Below are 13,434 nucleotides of genomic sequence, written 5' to 3'. Positions count from 1 at the left end.
ATGACTGAATCGAACGACACGCCTATCCAGACGGAAGAGGGCGACGAGCGCCAACACCGCCGCATCAAGAGTTTCGTGATGCGCGCCGGGCGCATGACCGAAGGCCAGCAGCGCGGTCTGGACCAGGGCGCGCCGCTGTACGTGCTGCCGCTGGCCGACGCGCCGGTGGATTACGATCAGGTGTTCGGCCGTTCGGCGCCGCGCTCGCTGGAGATCGGTTTCGGCATGGGCCACTCGCTGCTGGAAATGGCCGCGGCGGCACCGGATCAGGACTTCATCGGTGTTGAAGTGCACCGTCCGGGTGTCGGCGCGCTGCTCAACGGCGTGCTGACTCAGGGCCTGACCAACCTGCGGGTCTACGATTGCGACGCGATCGAAGTGCTCAACCGCTGCATCGCCGACAACAGCCTCGATCGCCTGATGCTGTTCTTCCCGGACCCATGGCACAAGAGCCGTCACCACAAGCGTCGCATCGTTCAGGCGTCCTTCGCTGAACTGGTACGCAGCAAGCTGAAGGTTGGCGGCATCCTGCACATGGCCACCGACTGGGAACCGTACGCCGAGTACATGCTGGAAGTGATGAACGTCGCCCCGGGCTACCGCAACCTCGCCGAAGACGGCAAATGCGTACCGCGCCCGGCCGAGCGCCCGATCACCAAGTTCGAGCGCCGCGGCGAACGTCTTGGGCATGGCGTGTGGGATCTGAAGTTCGAGAAAATCTCCTAAGCATCACGCAAAACCCAATGTGGGAGCGGGCTTGCTCGCGAAAGCGGTGGATCATTCAATGTTGATGTTGACTGATCCGACGCCTTCGCGAGCAAGCCCGCTCCCACAGTTGTTTGTGCGTTGTAGGAGCTGCGGCACGCTGCGATCTGTTGATCTTGAAACAGCAGATCAAAAGATCGCAGCGTGCCGCAGCTCCTACAGATGTCATGTGTGTCGAAATTCAGCGGCGGTCAGCGACGACGCCGATCAGGACGAGGACCACCAGCAACACCGGCGCCAGGCTGTAGTTGTTGAACTGGCTCAGGCCTTTGACCACCCACGGCGTGGCGTAGATCAGTGCGGCGCCGCTGCCGATCACGCACAGCAGGGCCATCAGCGGTACGCGCAGGGCGCCGGCGATGCTGCCCAGACGCTGCTCGACCCAGCCCTTGAAGTCGGCGCCGAACAGCACCAACAGGCAGCCCACCAGCGCCAGGGCGATTTCCGAAAGGTTGCTGCGGCTCCAGCGGGACACGGTGGCGAGCAGATCGAGTATCAAATCCATGGGTTTTTCCTTGGGGCGGCCGTGGGGCTCAGCTCAGAAAGTTCTGCAGCAAGTCGTTGAGGAACAGTTGTCCGCGCTCGGTGGCCGCCAGACGTGACGGTTCGACCTGCATCAGGCCGCTTTGTTCGGCCTCGCGGCGGTGCTCGGCGAGACTTTCCAGCGCCAGGCCGGTGCGCTCGGGATACAGGCGCGATTCCACACCAGCGGTCAGGCGCAGGGCGTTCATCAGGAACTCGAACGGCATCTCGTCGTTGCTCAGGGCTTTTTCGCCAGCCTGGAAGCTCTTGGCCGGGTTGAGATAGTCCTTCGGCAGGCGTGTCTTCCAGGTGCGCACGATGCGCCCGTCCGGGTGGCTGAGCTTGCCGTGGGCGCCGGCGCCGATGCCGATGAAGTCGCCGAAACTCCAGTAATTGAGGTTATGCCGCGCCGGACGCCCGGGCTGGGCATAGGCCGAGACTTCGTATTGCGCGTAACCGTGCTCGGCCAGCAGCGCTTGCCCGGCTTCCTGAATGTCCCACAGCGTGTCGTCCTCCGGCAGCACCGGCGGCTGGTTCCAGAACACCGTGTTCGGCTCCAGTGTCAGCTGATACCAGGAGATGTGCGTCGGTTTCAGCTCAATCGCCTGGCGCAGATCGCTCAAGGCATCGTCCAGCGACTGATCGGGCAGGCCGTGCATCAAGTCGAGGTTGAAGTTATCGAACCCGGCCTGCCGCGCCATGCCCGCCGCGCGCACCGCTTCATCGCCGTTGTGGATGCGCCCGAGCGCTTCGAGTTTCTGCTGCTGGAAGCTCTGGATGCCGATCGACAGGCGATTGATCCCCAGCTTGCGGTAGGCGACGAACTTCTCTTGCTCGAAGGTGCCGGGATTGGCTTCCAGGGTGATCTCGATGTCGTGCGCAAACGGGATGCGCTGCTCGACGCCTTTGAGCAAGCGCCCAAGCGCCTCGGCGCTGAACAAACTCGGCGTACCGCCACCGAAGAAGATCGAACTGATTTCACGGCCATACACCGCGTGCAGATCCTGATCGAGATCGGCCAGCAGCGCGTCGACGTAATCCTCTTCCGGCAGCACCGGGCTGGCGGTGTGCGAGTTGAAATCGCAATACGGGCATTTGCGCACACACCACGGGATGTGGATGTACAGCGCCAGGGGCGGCAGCGTAGGCAGCGGCGCCCGAGGCGAGGAGGCGGCGCCACCGATGATCAGCGACGACGCGGAGGGGCTGTCGGTCATTTCAGGTCCAGACGCTGGCGCAGCAGATCCATTGCACGGGCGCGGTGGCTGATCTGGTTCTTGTCGGCCGGGCTCAGTTCGGCGCTGGATACGTCACGCTCCGGCACCCAGAACAGCGGGTCGTAGCCGAAACCGTGCTCACCGCTGGCGGCGGTCAGAATCCGTCCGTGCCACAAGCCTTCGCAGAGAATCGGCAGCGGATCATCGGCATGCCGCACCAGTGCCAGCACGCAGACAAACTGCGCGCCGCGCTCGGCTTCAGGCACGTCCTTCAAGGCGTCGAGCAGTTTGGCGTTGTTCGCCGCATCGCCCTTGCCATCGGCGTAGCGTGCCGAGTAGATGCCCGGCGCGCCGCCGAGGAAGTCCACCGCCAGACCGGAATCATCGGCCAGCGCCGGCAGCCCGGAGATGCGCGCGGCATTGCGCGCCTTGAGGATTGCGTTCTCGACGAACGACAGGCCGGTTTCTTCCGGCTCGACCTTGCTCCATTCGCCGATCGAGCGCAGTTGCACCGAGTCGCCGAGCATGGCCTGGAGTTCCTTGAGTTTGCCGGCGTTATGGCTGGCCAGTACGAGCTGCTTGAGGTTCATCATTCGCCGGGAAAGAGTTCTTGGTTGAAGTTGATGGTGTTGATCTTGTCGCCCGTCTGCACCTTGATTTCAAAGGTGCGGGTTTCCTGTTGTTCCACCGGGTACTGGGCGATGTAGTAGATCGCGCCCTGTTCGGTGACCTGGCGGAAGTTCAGCGGCACGCTCTGGCTGGTCAGGTCTTTGACCGTGCCGGTGACGTTGGCGCTCAGCGGTTTGCCGTCCTTGATCAGCGAGACGTTGATCACGCCCTGGTTCTTGCTGCGGATCAGCTCGGCTGCCTTGGCGATGTCCGGCTGCAAGTACGTGGAGTTGAAGGTGTTGTAGTGCACCGTCACGTCGCCGAAGGTTTCCTGGCGCTCGCCTTTGATGACATCCGCCGCCATGGCGCTGGCGCTCAGGCAGGCGGTCAGTAACAACAGGGCTAGACGACCCATGATCGTTCTCCTCGAAATGTCGTGGTTCAGACCGCGACCCGATGATCTGCAAGCACCGGGCTGCTGACGCGGTAGATACCAATCTCACCTAACAGATTAGGCCATAGCTTACTGGCCCACCCGTGGCGGTGCTGTTGATCCACGGCAAGCCGATCAATGACCTTCGCATCACGTTCGCGACAAAGTTCTTCAAAGTCTTCGAAGGTGCAGAAGTGGATGTTCGGCGTGTTGTACCAGGTGTAAGGCAGAAATTCCGACACCGGCATCCGGCCCTTGCTTGCCAGGTACCAGCGGCAGCGCCAGTGACCGAAGTTGGGGAAGGTGATGATGCATTGACGACCGACCCGCAGCATCTCGTCGAGGATCTTGTCCGGGTAGTGCACGGCTTGCAGGGCCTGGGTCATGACGACGATGTCGAAACTGTTGCTGGCGAAGTTGCCCAGCCCCTTGTCCAGGTCCTGCTCGATGACGTTGATACCCTTGGCCACGCACTCGGCGATGTTGTCGGCGTCGTTTTCCAGGCCATAACCGGTGACGTTCTTGTTGTCGCGCAGCCAGGTCAGCAGCTCGCCGTCGCCGCAACCGAGGTCGAGCACGCGGCTGCCGGCGGGGATCCATTCCTGGATGATTTCCAGATCAGCTCTCATGGCTTGTTCACACCGTAATTCGGTTCATGTAATTGCCGAACGCCTGCAGATAGCGCGGGATCGGAATCAGGAAGGCGTCGTGGCCCTGTGGCGCATCGATTTCCAGATAGCTGACGTCTTTGCGTGCCGCCATCAGTGCATCCACCAGCTCCCGCGAGCGGGCCGGGGAGAAACGCCAGTCGGTGGTGAACGACATCACGCAGAACTTGGCGGTGGCGTTTTCGAAAGTTTTCGCCAGGTTATCGTCGAAGTTCGCCGCCGGGTCGAAGTAGTCCAGTGCCTTGGTCATCAGCAGATAGGTATTGGCGTCGAAACGCCCGGAGAACTCTTCACCCTGATAGCGCAGGTAGCTTTCGACCTGAAACTCGACGCTGTGGAAGTCGTAGTTGAGTTTTTCGCTCTTCAGGCCACGGCCGAATTTCTCGCCCATCGAGTCGTCGGACAGGTAGGTGATGTGCCCGACCATCCGCGCCAGCATCAGCCCGCGCTTGGGGATCACGCCCGCTTCCTGGAACGAACCGCCGTGGAACTCCGGGTCGGTAAGGATCGCCTGGCGCGCCACTTCGTTGAAGGCGATGTTCTGCGCCGACAGCTTGGGGGCCGAGGCGATCGCCAGGCAGTGACGCACGCGATCCGGGTAAGTGATGGTCCACTGCAACGCCTGCATGCCGCCAAGGCTGCCGCCGATGACGGCGGCGAACTGACGAATGCCGAGCAGGTCGGCCAGACGCGCCTGACTGTGCACCCAGTCTTCCACGGTGAGCACCGGGAAATCTGCGCCGAATGGCTTGCCGGTCTCCGGGTTGATACTGCTCGGGCCGGTGGAGCCGTTGCAGCCGCCTAGATTGTTCAGGCTGACCACGAAGAACTTGTTGGTGTCGATCGGTTTGCCGGGGCCGATGCAGCTGTCCCACCAACCGGGCTTGCGGTCGTCGACGCTGTGATAGCCGGCGGCATGATGATGCCCGGACAAGGCGTGGCAGATCAGCACGGCGTTGCTCGCCTGTGCGTTCAGCGTGCCGTAGGTTTCGTAGATCAGGTCGTAGGCAGGCAGCGAACGGCCACAGGCCAGAGCCAGAGGTTCACTGAAGTGCGCCGTTTGCGGCGTCACCAGACCAACAGAATCGGGGGGAAAGGCAGCTGGCATCGACCCTGCTCTCGTTGAAATGAGGCGTAAGTCTAAAGAGCATGGGGGTTAGCGGCAAGCAACGATCGGGCCTGATCGTTGATTGAGCGAAGTCCTTGTGGTGAGGGGATTTATCCCCGATGGCTGCGTAGCAGCCCTGTAATCTTTGGCCGTGCCGAAGGAATGGGGTGGGCAACAACAAGGGGGCCGCTGCGCGCCCCATCGGGGATAAATCCCCTCACCACAGTGGATCAGACCGGACGCGTCAGATCAGGCAAATCCGGCAGCTTCTTCGGCGCACAGATCTTCAGCCGTTTCTGCCGGTTCAACTCGCCGCTGAGCAGACTGACCTGGCTCTTGGAGACCCCAAACGCCTTGGCCAGAAAGCCCATCAGATACGCATTGGCCTTGCCCTCGACCGGCGGCGCGGTGAGGCGGATCTTCAGACGGTCACCGTGCAGCCCGGCGAAATCATCGCTGCGGGCTGCCGGTTGCAGGTGACATTCGAGGATCAGATCGTCGCCGTCCCAGCGAAACCAGCTCACATCAGCAGGCGCAGGATTTCCGGCATCATGGTCATTGCCGCCAGATTGTTGATCACCAGCATGTCGATCAGCTTCAGCGCCAGAAAGGCGAAGATCGGCGACAGGTCCAGGCCGCCGAGGTTCGGCAGAATCTTGCGGAACGGTGCCAGCGCCGGCTCGCAGATCTGGTTCACCAGTTCAGCGCCCGGATTGTGGCTGCCCGGCGCGACCCACGACAGGATCACGCTGATGATCAGGGCGAAGAAGAAAATCTTCAGGAACAGCGCGGTCACGCCAATGATCGACCAGATAAACAGCTGCAGCGGGTTGCCGGTGGTGCCGTAGGTCAGCAGCAGGGTCAGGGCCATCAGTGCCAGCTGCACCAGAATCGCCAGCACCAGCGAGGACATATCGAGGCCGAAGATGCTCGGGATGATCCGGCGCAGTGGCTTGAGCAGCGGCTGGGTAGCCTTGACCACGAACTGGCACAGCGGGTTGTAGAAGTTCGCGCGCACCAGTTGCAGGACGAAGCGCAGCAGCACGATCAGCAGGTACAGACTGCCGAGGGTTTGCAGCACGTAAACCGCTGCAGTGTTCAATCCAATCATGTAAGGCTCCTTATTTGCCCAGTTGTTCGGCCATTTCGGCCGAGCGGTGCGCGGCGGCGCCGAGTGCTTTTTCTACCAGGGCTTCGAAGCCATCAGCCTGGAATGATTTGATCGCGGCCTCTGTGGTGCCATTTGGCGAGGTCACGCGGCGGCGCAGTTCGCCAGCGTCGACATCGCTGGATACCGCCATGTGCGCGGCGCCCAGAGCCGTTTGCAGGGTCAGTTGCTCGGCGATTTCCTTAGGCAGGCCGAGTTTTACGCCAGCGGCGGTCATCGCTTCGATCAGCAGGAAGAAGTACGCCGGGCCGGAGCCGGAAACGGCGGTGACCGCATCGAGTTGCTGCTCTTCGTTCAGCCACAGCGCGATACCCACGGCGGACAGCAGCTCTTCAGCCTGCTGACGCTGCTCGGCACTCACTTCGCTGGTGGCGTACAGGCCGCTGACGCCCTGACGCAGCAGCGCCGGGGTGTTCGGCATGCAGCGCACGATCGGCTGCTCGCCGAGCCACGCAGTCATGCTCGCGCAGGTGATGCCGGCGGCGATCGACACCACCAGTTGCTGTGGTTGCAGGCTGGGGCGGATGGCTTCGCACACGGCTTTCATCGCCTGTGGCTTGACCGCCAGCACGATAACGTCGACGCCGTCGATGGCCTGGGCGTTGTCGGCAAAGGTTTCGATGCCGTGTTCGGCGCTGACGCGTTGGCGGGTCTCTTCACCCGGATCACTGGCGCGAATGTGGCTGGCTTGCAGACCCTTGGCCCGCAGGCCGCCGATCAGGCTGGCGGCCATGTTGCCGGCACCGATAAAGGCAATACGCGTGTTGCTCATGTCAGGTCCTTTTTCAGATGGCTGTCGGTCATTGCTGACCGTAATCTCTGGCGCCAAACAGCGCGGTACCGATCCGCACCCACGTGGCGCCTTGGGCGATGGCCGACTCGAGGTCGTGGCTCATGCCCATGGAAAGTGTGTCGAGCGGCAGATTCAGGCTGGTCTGCAAACGTTGCACGGCCGCAAAAGCGGCATCTTGTTCGGCGCGATCTTCGGTCGGCTCGGGAATCGCCATCAGCCCGCGCAGTTTCAGCCGGGGCAGGGCGCTGATGGCCTCGGCCAGCGCCGGCAGGTCGGCCGGGGTGCAGCCGGATTTGCTGGCCTCACCACTGACGTTGACCTGAATGCAGATGTTCAGCGGCGGCAGCTCGGCCGGGCGCTGTTCGGACAGGCGTTGGGCGATTTTCAGGCGATCCACGGAGTGCACCCAGTCGAAATGCTCGGCGATGGCGCGAGTCTTGTTCGATTGAATGGGGCCGATGAAGTGCCAGATCAAGGGCAGGTCGGCCAGTTCGAGCTGTTTGCCCAAGGCTTCCTGCAGATAGTTCTCGCCAAAGTCACGCAGGCCGGCGGCGTAGGCTTCACGCAGGGCCTGCGCCGGTTTGGTCTTGCTCACGGCCAGCAACTGGATGCTGTGTTCATCACGGTTTGCAGCTTTGGCCGCTGCCTGGATACGCGAACTAACCTGAAGAATGTTGTCTGCTATCGTGGACATCAAGAGGCGCCGGCGGTCTGAAGGTTCGCGGCATTCTACTGGAATTGAGGGACGCTATGGATATCACTGAACTGCTGGCGTTCAGCGCCAAACAGGGCGCTTCCGACCTGCATCTGTCGGCCGGTCTGCCACCGATGATCCGCGTTGATGGCGATGTGCGGCGGATCAATCTGCCGGCGCTGGATCACAAGCAAGTGCACGAACTGATCTACGACATCATGAACGACACCCAGCGCGTCGACTTCGAGAAACACCTGGAAACGGATTTCTCGTTCGAAGTCCCCGGCGTCGCGCGCTTTCGGGTCAATGCGTTCAACCAGAACCGTGGCGCCGGCGCGGTGTTCCGCACCATTCCGTCGAAAGTGCTGAGCATGGAAGACCTCGCCATGGGCGATGTGTTTCGCAAGATCACCGATGCGCCGCGCGGGCTGGTGCTGGTGACCGGACCAACCGGTTCCGGCAAATCGACCACGCTGGCGGCGATGATCGACTACCTCAACACCCATCGTCACCACCACATCCTCACCATCGAAGACCCGATCGAGTTCGTCCACGAATCGCGCAAATGCCTGATCAATCAGCGCGAAGTCCATCGCGATACCCGCAGCTTCGCCACCGCGCTGCGCTCGGCCTTGCGCGAAGACCCGGATGTGATTCTGGTGGGCGAGATGCGTGACCTGGAAACCATTCGCCTGGCCCTGACGGCTGCGGAAACCGGGCATCTGGTGTTCGGCACGCTGCACACCACTTCGGCGGCGAAAACCATCGACCGCGTGGTGGATGTGTTCCCCGGTGATGAGAAGTCGATGGTCCGCTCGATGCTTTCCGAGTCATTGCTGGCGGTGGTGTCGCAGACCCTGATCAAGAAGATCGGCGGCGGGCGGGTGGCGGCGCACGAGATCATGCTGGGAACGTCGGCGATCCGGAACCTGATCCGCGAGGACAAGGTGGCGCAGATGTATTCGGCGATTCAGACCGGCGGGTCGTTGGGGATGCAGACACTCGACATGTGCCTGAAGGAACTGGTGACCAAGGGCTTGATCAGTCGCGAGCATGCGCGGGAGAAGGCGCGGACGCCGGATAATTTCTAAAGGCTGGAATGCACCTGTGGCGAGGGAGCTTGCTCCCGCTTGAGCGCGTAGCGCTCACAAGATTTTGGGGCTGCTGCGCAGCCCAGCGGGAGCAAGCTCCCTCGCCACAGTTGATCGTGTTTCAGCGTTGAACGACGCGCATCTGCTTGCCGGCCGGTTCTTTTGGCAGCACACGCTTGGCAACCACGTAATGCTGTTCCCAGTACGGCTTGTTCAGCGTGTCGATGCTTACCGCTTTGCCACGGCGTGGTGCGTGGATGAAGCGGTCGTTGCCCAGATAGATGGCAACGTGGTTGACCCGACGGCTCTTGATGTTGAAGAAAATCAGGTCGCCCGGTTTCAGATCCTTGCGTTCGACTTTCTCGCCATGCCCGCTGGCCATCGCGTTGGAAGTGCGTGGCAGGTCGAACGTGGCGTCGTTGAACGCATATTTCACCAGTCCGCTGCAGTCGAAGCCTTTACTTGGGCTGCTGCCGCCCCAACGGTATGGAGTACCGAGGACGTTCACCGCACGGCTCAGGACGTTGCTGCTTTCCTTGTTGGCCATCGGCGGCACCAGCTTGCCGTGATTCTTGCTGGCGAGGGTGGTGTGTTTCGTTTGTTTGCTGCTCTTGCTCGAAGGAGCCGAAGCATGGGATTTAGGGGTGAAACCGTTGACGTTGGGAAGACGTTGCTCACGATTGGTGGCGTGGGCGGCCAGTGGCATTAATAGGCAGATGGTTAGCCATGTCTTGAAAAATGGTCGCATTAGGCGTGGCTCTTATGTGTTAGCGCGCAACTTTATAACAGCTTTTTTGTCCCTTCCGAGGCCGTTGGTCGATTCCATCAGAGGGCAACGGAACCAATTAAGCGGCAAACGGACGCAATTGTCGGACAGAAGTCCGGTGCCATAAGGCTTTGACGGACGACACGGTAACATTTGCCGTACGTCGGCTACATGTAAAAAAGTCACAAAGAATTAAAGAAAATTTATCTATCGTGTGAATCGAGGTCTTCATGAACCGCTATCAGCAGGTCGCTGCACCGCAGGATACACACAGCAAAATCATCGGTTATCTGCTGTGGATTTTTGGTTTCACCGGCGCTCACCGCTTCTATTACGGCAAGCCGGTGACCGGGACGATCTGGTTCCTCACCTTCGGATTGCTGGGTATTGGCTGGCTGATCGACCTGTTCCTGATTCCGGCAATGGATCGCCAGGCGGATCTGCGCTTTGTCGCAGGGCCGATCGAATACAACGTGGCGTGGATTCTGCTGACGTTCCTGGGCGTGTTCGGCGTGCACCGGATGTACCAGGGCAAGTGGATCAGCGGTTTGCTGTATCTGCTGACCGGCGGGTTGTTCTTTGTCGGGGTGCTGTATGACTTCTGGACGCTGAATGATCAGGTGTCGGTACGCAACGCCGAGGGCAGAGGCGCCTTCCAGTAAGCCTTCGCGAGCAAGCCCGCTCCCACATTAGATCTCCAGTGAACACAGAGTTTGTGTCGATCGGCGATCCAGTGTGGGAGCGGGCTTGCTCGCGAATACAGGCAGCGCGGTATCACGCCTGGTGACTGATCCGCCCATCCACCAAGGTGTAGCGCACCACGCCCGGCAGGGTGTGACCAAGGAACGGGCAGTTCTCGCCCTTCGACAGCCAGCGTTCACCGGCCACGGTGGACGCTTTCGGATCGAACAGCACGATATCCGCCGCACCGCCCACCGCCAGTTTGCCCGCCGGCAGACGCAGCGCGTCCGCAGGCCCGGCACTCAAGCGCGAGAGCAGGGTCGGCAGATCCAGCAGACCATCCGCAACCAGCGTCATCGCCAGCGGCAGCAGCAATTCAACACTGCTGATGCCCGGCTCGGTCGCGCCGAACGGTGCCAGTTTGGCGTCGCGCTCATGCGGCTGGTGATGGCTGGAGATCGCCGAAATCACCCCGGACTTCACCGCTTCGCGCAGGCCATCGCGGTCGGCGCGGGTGCGCAGCGGCGGTTGCACGTGATACAGGCTGCTGAAGTCGATCAGCGCTTCATCGGTGAGGATCAGCTGATACAGGGCGACATCCGCCGTGACCTTCAAGCCACGGGCCTGCGCCTGGGCGATCAGGGCCACGCCGCGCGCGCTGGTCAGTTGGCTGAAGTGCGCGCGCACGCCGGTCTGCTCGACCAGCAGCAGATCGCGAGCGAGGGCCACGGTTTCCGCAGTTTCCGGGATGCCCGGCAAGCCGAGGAAACTGGCGACCGCGCCTTCATGGGCCAGACCGCCATCCGCCAGATCGTGATCCTGCGAATTGAAAATCACCGTCAGGTCGAAGGTGGCCGCGTAGTCCAGCGCCCGGCACAGGGTGCGGGTGTTGCGGAAACTCTCCAGACCGTTGCCGAACGCCACACAACCGGCGTCGCGCAGGGCCACCAGTTCGGCCAATTGTTCGCCGTCCAGGCCTTTGCTCAGCGCGCCAATCGGGAACACCTTGGTGTTGCCGGCTTCGCGGGCGCGGTCGAGGATCAGTTCGGCCACGGCCGAGGTGTCGAGCACCGGTTTGGTTTTCGGTGGGCAGCACAGGCTGGTCACACCGCCGGCCGCCGCCGCGCGGGTTTCGCTGGCGATGCTGCCTTTGCGGCTGTAACCCGGCTCGCGCAGGGCGACGTTCAGGTCGACCAGCCCCGGTGCGGCGGCCAGCCCGCTGGCGTCGATGGTTTCTACTGCGGTGAAACCGGCCGGTGCGGCGCCGAGGGCGACGATCTTGCAGGCTTCAACGTGGATGTCGGTGATTTGATCCAGGCCGCTGCTTGGATCGATGACGCGGGCGCCGAGAATGCTGAGCTTCACTGGGCGTTCTCCTGCTCGAATTGACGTTGCGCTGCTTGCCCGCTCATGGCCATCGACAGCACGGCCATGCGGATGGCGATGCCGTAGGTGACTTGATTGAGGATCACCGAGTGCGGGCCGTCGGCCACCGCCGACTCGATCTCCACGCCACGGTTGATCGGCCCCGGGTGCATGACGATGCAATCGGGTTTGGCCCCGGCCAGACGCGCGGTCGTCAGACCGAACAGGCGATAGAACTCGCCTTCGCTCGGCAACAGGCCGCCGGTCATGCGCTCACGTTGCAGGCGCAGCATGATCACCACGTCGACGTCCTTCAGGCCTTCGTTCATGTCGGTGTAGACCTTGACGCCGTACTGCTCGATGCCGATCGGCAGCAGAGTCTTCGGCGCGATCACGCGGATGTCCGGGCAGCCGAGGGTCTTCAGCGCGAGCATGTTCGAGCGCGCCACCCGCGAGTGCAGGATGTCGCCGACGATCGCCACCGAGAGGTTTTCGAAACCGCCCTTGTGCCGACGGATGGTGAGCATGTCGAGCATGCCCTGGGTCGGGTGCGCGTGACGGCCGTCGCCGCCGTTGATGATCGCCACCTGCGGGCAGACGTGTTCGGCGATGAAGTGTGCGGCACCGGAATCACCGTGGCGCACGACGAACATGTCGGCGGCCATGGCTTCGAGGTTGCGCAGGGTGTCGAGCAGGGTTTCACCTTTGCTGGCCGACGAGGTCGACACGTTCAAGGTGATCACGTCCGCCGACAGCCGCTGGGCCGCCAGTTCGAAGGTGGTGCGGGTGCGGGTGGAGTTTTCGAAGAACACGTTGCACACGGTCTTGCCGCGCAGCAACGGGACCTTCTTCACCGCCCGGGCACCGACTTCGTGGAACGAGTCGGCAGTGTCGAGGATTTCCGTCAGCAACTCACGGCGCAGGCCGTCGAGCGAGAGGAAGTGGCGCAGCTGGCCCTGATCATTGAGCTGCAGCGGGCGCTTGGTATCTAGAGGCGTCATCGCGAGGGGGACTCTCAATAAGGGCGGGTTAGGAATTCAGGTCTTGCAGTTCGAGCGTCAGCGGCTCCGGGCCGGACAGCTTGACCCGCTCGTTGGCGGCCAGCGACAGGGTCGCGCCGACCACGTTCGGGCGGATCGGCAGTTCGCCGGCGTCCAGGTCGAGCAGGCAGACCAGGGTCACGCTGGCCGGGCGGCCGTAGTCGAACAGCTCGTTCATGGCGGCGCGGATGGTCCGGCCGCTCATCAGTACGTCATCGATCAGCACCAGATGCTGGCCTTCGATCTCGAAGGGCAGGGCCGAGGGGCGCACTTGCGGGTGCAGGCCGTTCTGGCTGAAGTCGTCGCGGTAGAAGGAAACATCCAGCGTGCCCAGCGGCGCATCGCTGGCCAATTCCTTGAGCAGGGCCTGCGCGACCCAGATACCACCGGTGCGAATGCCGATGTAACGCGGTTCGCGGATATCACGCTGGGCCAGGTGCGCCTTGAGGCGGGTCGCCATCTGGCTGATCAGATCGGCGGGATTGGGCAGGCTCATGGTTGCTCCTTCTTGAGT

Annotated in this window: 17 protein-coding genes; 3 read left to right on the top strand and 14 right to left on the bottom strand. The window is 62.2% G+C overall.

Features of this window, described 5'->3' with window-relative positions:
• Window positions 1-726 (top strand): tRNA (guanosine(46)-N7)-methyltransferase TrmB, encoded by a 726-nt coding sequence (gene trmB, locus ACIOUG_RS09690; RefSeq protein WP_047297147.1) that lies wholly within the window; start codon window positions 1-3, stop codon window positions 724-726.
• A gap of 220 nt (window positions 727-946) precedes the next feature.
• On the opposite strand, the gene ACIOUG_RS09685 is transcribed toward trmB, so the two are convergent.
• The 10 genes from ACIOUG_RS09685 to ACIOUG_RS09640 form a co-directional block, all read right to left on the bottom strand.
• Window positions 947-1,270 carry a DUF3392 domain-containing protein gene (locus ACIOUG_RS09685; protein WP_003229134.1) on the bottom strand — a complete coding sequence of 108 codons (324 nt, stop codon included), beginning with the start codon at window positions 1,268-1,270 and terminating at the stop codon, window positions 947-949.
• Between the two features lie 28 nt (window positions 1,271-1,298).
• Window positions 1,299-2,504 (bottom strand): radical SAM family heme chaperone HemW, encoded by a 1,206-nt coding sequence (hemW, locus tag ACIOUG_RS09680; protein WP_401064746.1) that lies wholly within the window; start codon window positions 2,502-2,504, stop codon window positions 1,299-1,301.
• The gene (gene rdgB / locus ACIOUG_RS09675) at window positions 2,501-3,097 is read right to left on the bottom strand and encodes an RdgB/HAM1 family non-canonical purine NTP pyrophosphatase (RefSeq protein ID WP_401064743.1); all 597 of its coding nucleotides are present in this window, start codon (window positions 3,095-3,097) and stop codon (window positions 2,501-2,503) included. Before rdgB ends, hemW begins: the two co-directional genes overlap by 4 nt.
• Window positions 3,094-3,528 carry a DUF4426 domain-containing protein gene (locus ACIOUG_RS09670; RefSeq protein WP_401064741.1) on the bottom strand — a complete coding sequence of 145 codons (435 nt, stop codon included), beginning with the start codon at window positions 3,526-3,528 and terminating at the stop codon, window positions 3,094-3,096. Before ACIOUG_RS09670 ends, rdgB begins: the two co-directional genes overlap by 4 nt.
• 26 nt (window positions 3,529-3,554) lie before the next feature.
• The gene (gene metW, locus ACIOUG_RS09665) at window positions 3,555-4,175 is read right to left on the bottom strand and encodes a methionine biosynthesis protein MetW (protein WP_003229126.1); all 621 of its coding nucleotides are present in this window, start codon (window positions 4,173-4,175) and stop codon (window positions 3,555-3,557) included.
• Window positions 4,176-4,182: 7 nt separating this feature from the next.
• Window positions 4,183-5,322, bottom strand: coding sequence for a homoserine O-acetyltransferase (locus ACIOUG_RS09660; protein ID WP_258676957.1), 1,140 nt, complete (start codon window positions 5,320-5,322; stop codon window positions 4,183-4,185).
• A gap of 230 nt (window positions 5,323-5,552) precedes the next feature.
• The gene (locus tag ACIOUG_RS09655; protein ID WP_401064739.1) at window positions 5,553-5,846 is read right to left on the bottom strand and encodes a DUF167 domain-containing protein; all 294 of its coding nucleotides are present in this window, start codon (window positions 5,844-5,846) and stop codon (window positions 5,553-5,555) included.
• Window positions 5,843-6,433, bottom strand: a complete 591-nt coding sequence (locus ACIOUG_RS09650; protein WP_027610578.1) for a YggT family protein — start codon at window positions 6,431-6,433, stop codon at window positions 5,843-5,845. Before ACIOUG_RS09650 ends, ACIOUG_RS09655 begins: the two co-directional genes overlap by 4 nt.
• Before the next feature lie 10 nt (window positions 6,434-6,443).
• Window positions 6,444-7,262 carry a pyrroline-5-carboxylate reductase gene (proC, locus tag ACIOUG_RS09645; protein WP_401064737.1) on the bottom strand — a complete coding sequence of 273 codons (819 nt, stop codon included), beginning with the start codon at window positions 7,260-7,262 and terminating at the stop codon, window positions 6,444-6,446.
• A gap of 28 nt (window positions 7,263-7,290) precedes the next feature.
• Complete coding sequence (locus ACIOUG_RS09640; protein ID WP_401064735.1) at window positions 7,291-7,977, bottom strand: YggS family pyridoxal phosphate-dependent enzyme; 687 nt, start codon at window positions 7,975-7,977, stop codon at window positions 7,291-7,293.
• A 56-nt stretch (window positions 7,978-8,033) separates the two neighbouring features.
• Here ACIOUG_RS09640 and ACIOUG_RS09635 point away from each other — a divergent pair, with 56 nt between their 5' ends.
• The gene (locus ACIOUG_RS09635) at window positions 8,034-9,068 is read left to right on the top strand and encodes a type IV pilus twitching motility protein PilT (RefSeq protein WP_041063525.1); all 1,035 of its coding nucleotides are present in this window, start codon (window positions 8,034-8,036) and stop codon (window positions 9,066-9,068) included.
• A 121-nt stretch (window positions 9,069-9,189) separates the two neighbouring features.
• On the opposite strand, the gene ACIOUG_RS09630 is transcribed toward ACIOUG_RS09635, so the two are convergent.
• Complete coding sequence (locus tag ACIOUG_RS09630; protein WP_003229112.1) at window positions 9,190-9,816, bottom strand: C40 family peptidase; 627 nt, start codon at window positions 9,814-9,816, stop codon at window positions 9,190-9,192.
• A 248-nt stretch (window positions 9,817-10,064) separates the two neighbouring features.
• Here ACIOUG_RS09630 and ACIOUG_RS09625 point away from each other — a divergent pair, with 248 nt between their 5' ends.
• A complete protein-coding gene (locus tag ACIOUG_RS09625) occupies window positions 10,065-10,496 on the top strand; it encodes an NINE protein (RefSeq protein ID WP_401064732.1) in 432 nt (143 codons plus the stop codon).
• 112 nt (window positions 10,497-10,608) lie between these two features.
• Here the strand turns inward: ACIOUG_RS09625 and ACIOUG_RS09620 are convergent, their stop codons facing one another.
• The 3 genes from ACIOUG_RS09620 to pyrR are packed head-to-tail and all read right to left on the bottom strand — an operon-like array spanning window position 10,609 to window position 13,416.
• Window positions 10,609-11,880, bottom strand: a complete 1,272-nt coding sequence (locus ACIOUG_RS09620) for a dihydroorotase (protein ID WP_401064731.1) — start codon at window positions 11,878-11,880, stop codon at window positions 10,609-10,611.
• Window positions 11,877-12,881 (bottom strand): aspartate carbamoyltransferase catalytic subunit, encoded by a 1,005-nt coding sequence (locus tag ACIOUG_RS09615; RefSeq protein WP_401064729.1) that lies wholly within the window; start codon window positions 12,879-12,881, stop codon window positions 11,877-11,879. The genes ACIOUG_RS09620 and ACIOUG_RS09615 overlap by 4 nt, the downstream gene beginning before the upstream one ends.
• A gap of 28 nt (window positions 12,882-12,909) precedes the next feature.
• Window positions 12,910-13,416 carry a bifunctional pyr operon transcriptional regulator/uracil phosphoribosyltransferase PyrR gene (gene pyrR / locus ACIOUG_RS09610; RefSeq protein ID WP_401064727.1) on the bottom strand — a complete coding sequence of 169 codons (507 nt, stop codon included), beginning with the start codon at window positions 13,414-13,416 and terminating at the stop codon, window positions 12,910-12,912.
• Window positions 13,417-13,434: the final 18 nt, after the last annotated feature.

This window comes from Pseudomonas sp. NPDC087803, assembly GCF_044742995.1.
In the GTDB taxonomy this organism is placed as follows: Bacteria; Pseudomonadota; Gammaproteobacteria; order Pseudomonadales; family Pseudomonadaceae; genus Aquipseudomonas.
The sequence above is the reverse complement of the archived record's forward strand: the minus strand, read 5'-3'. Positions and strand labels throughout refer to the sequence as shown.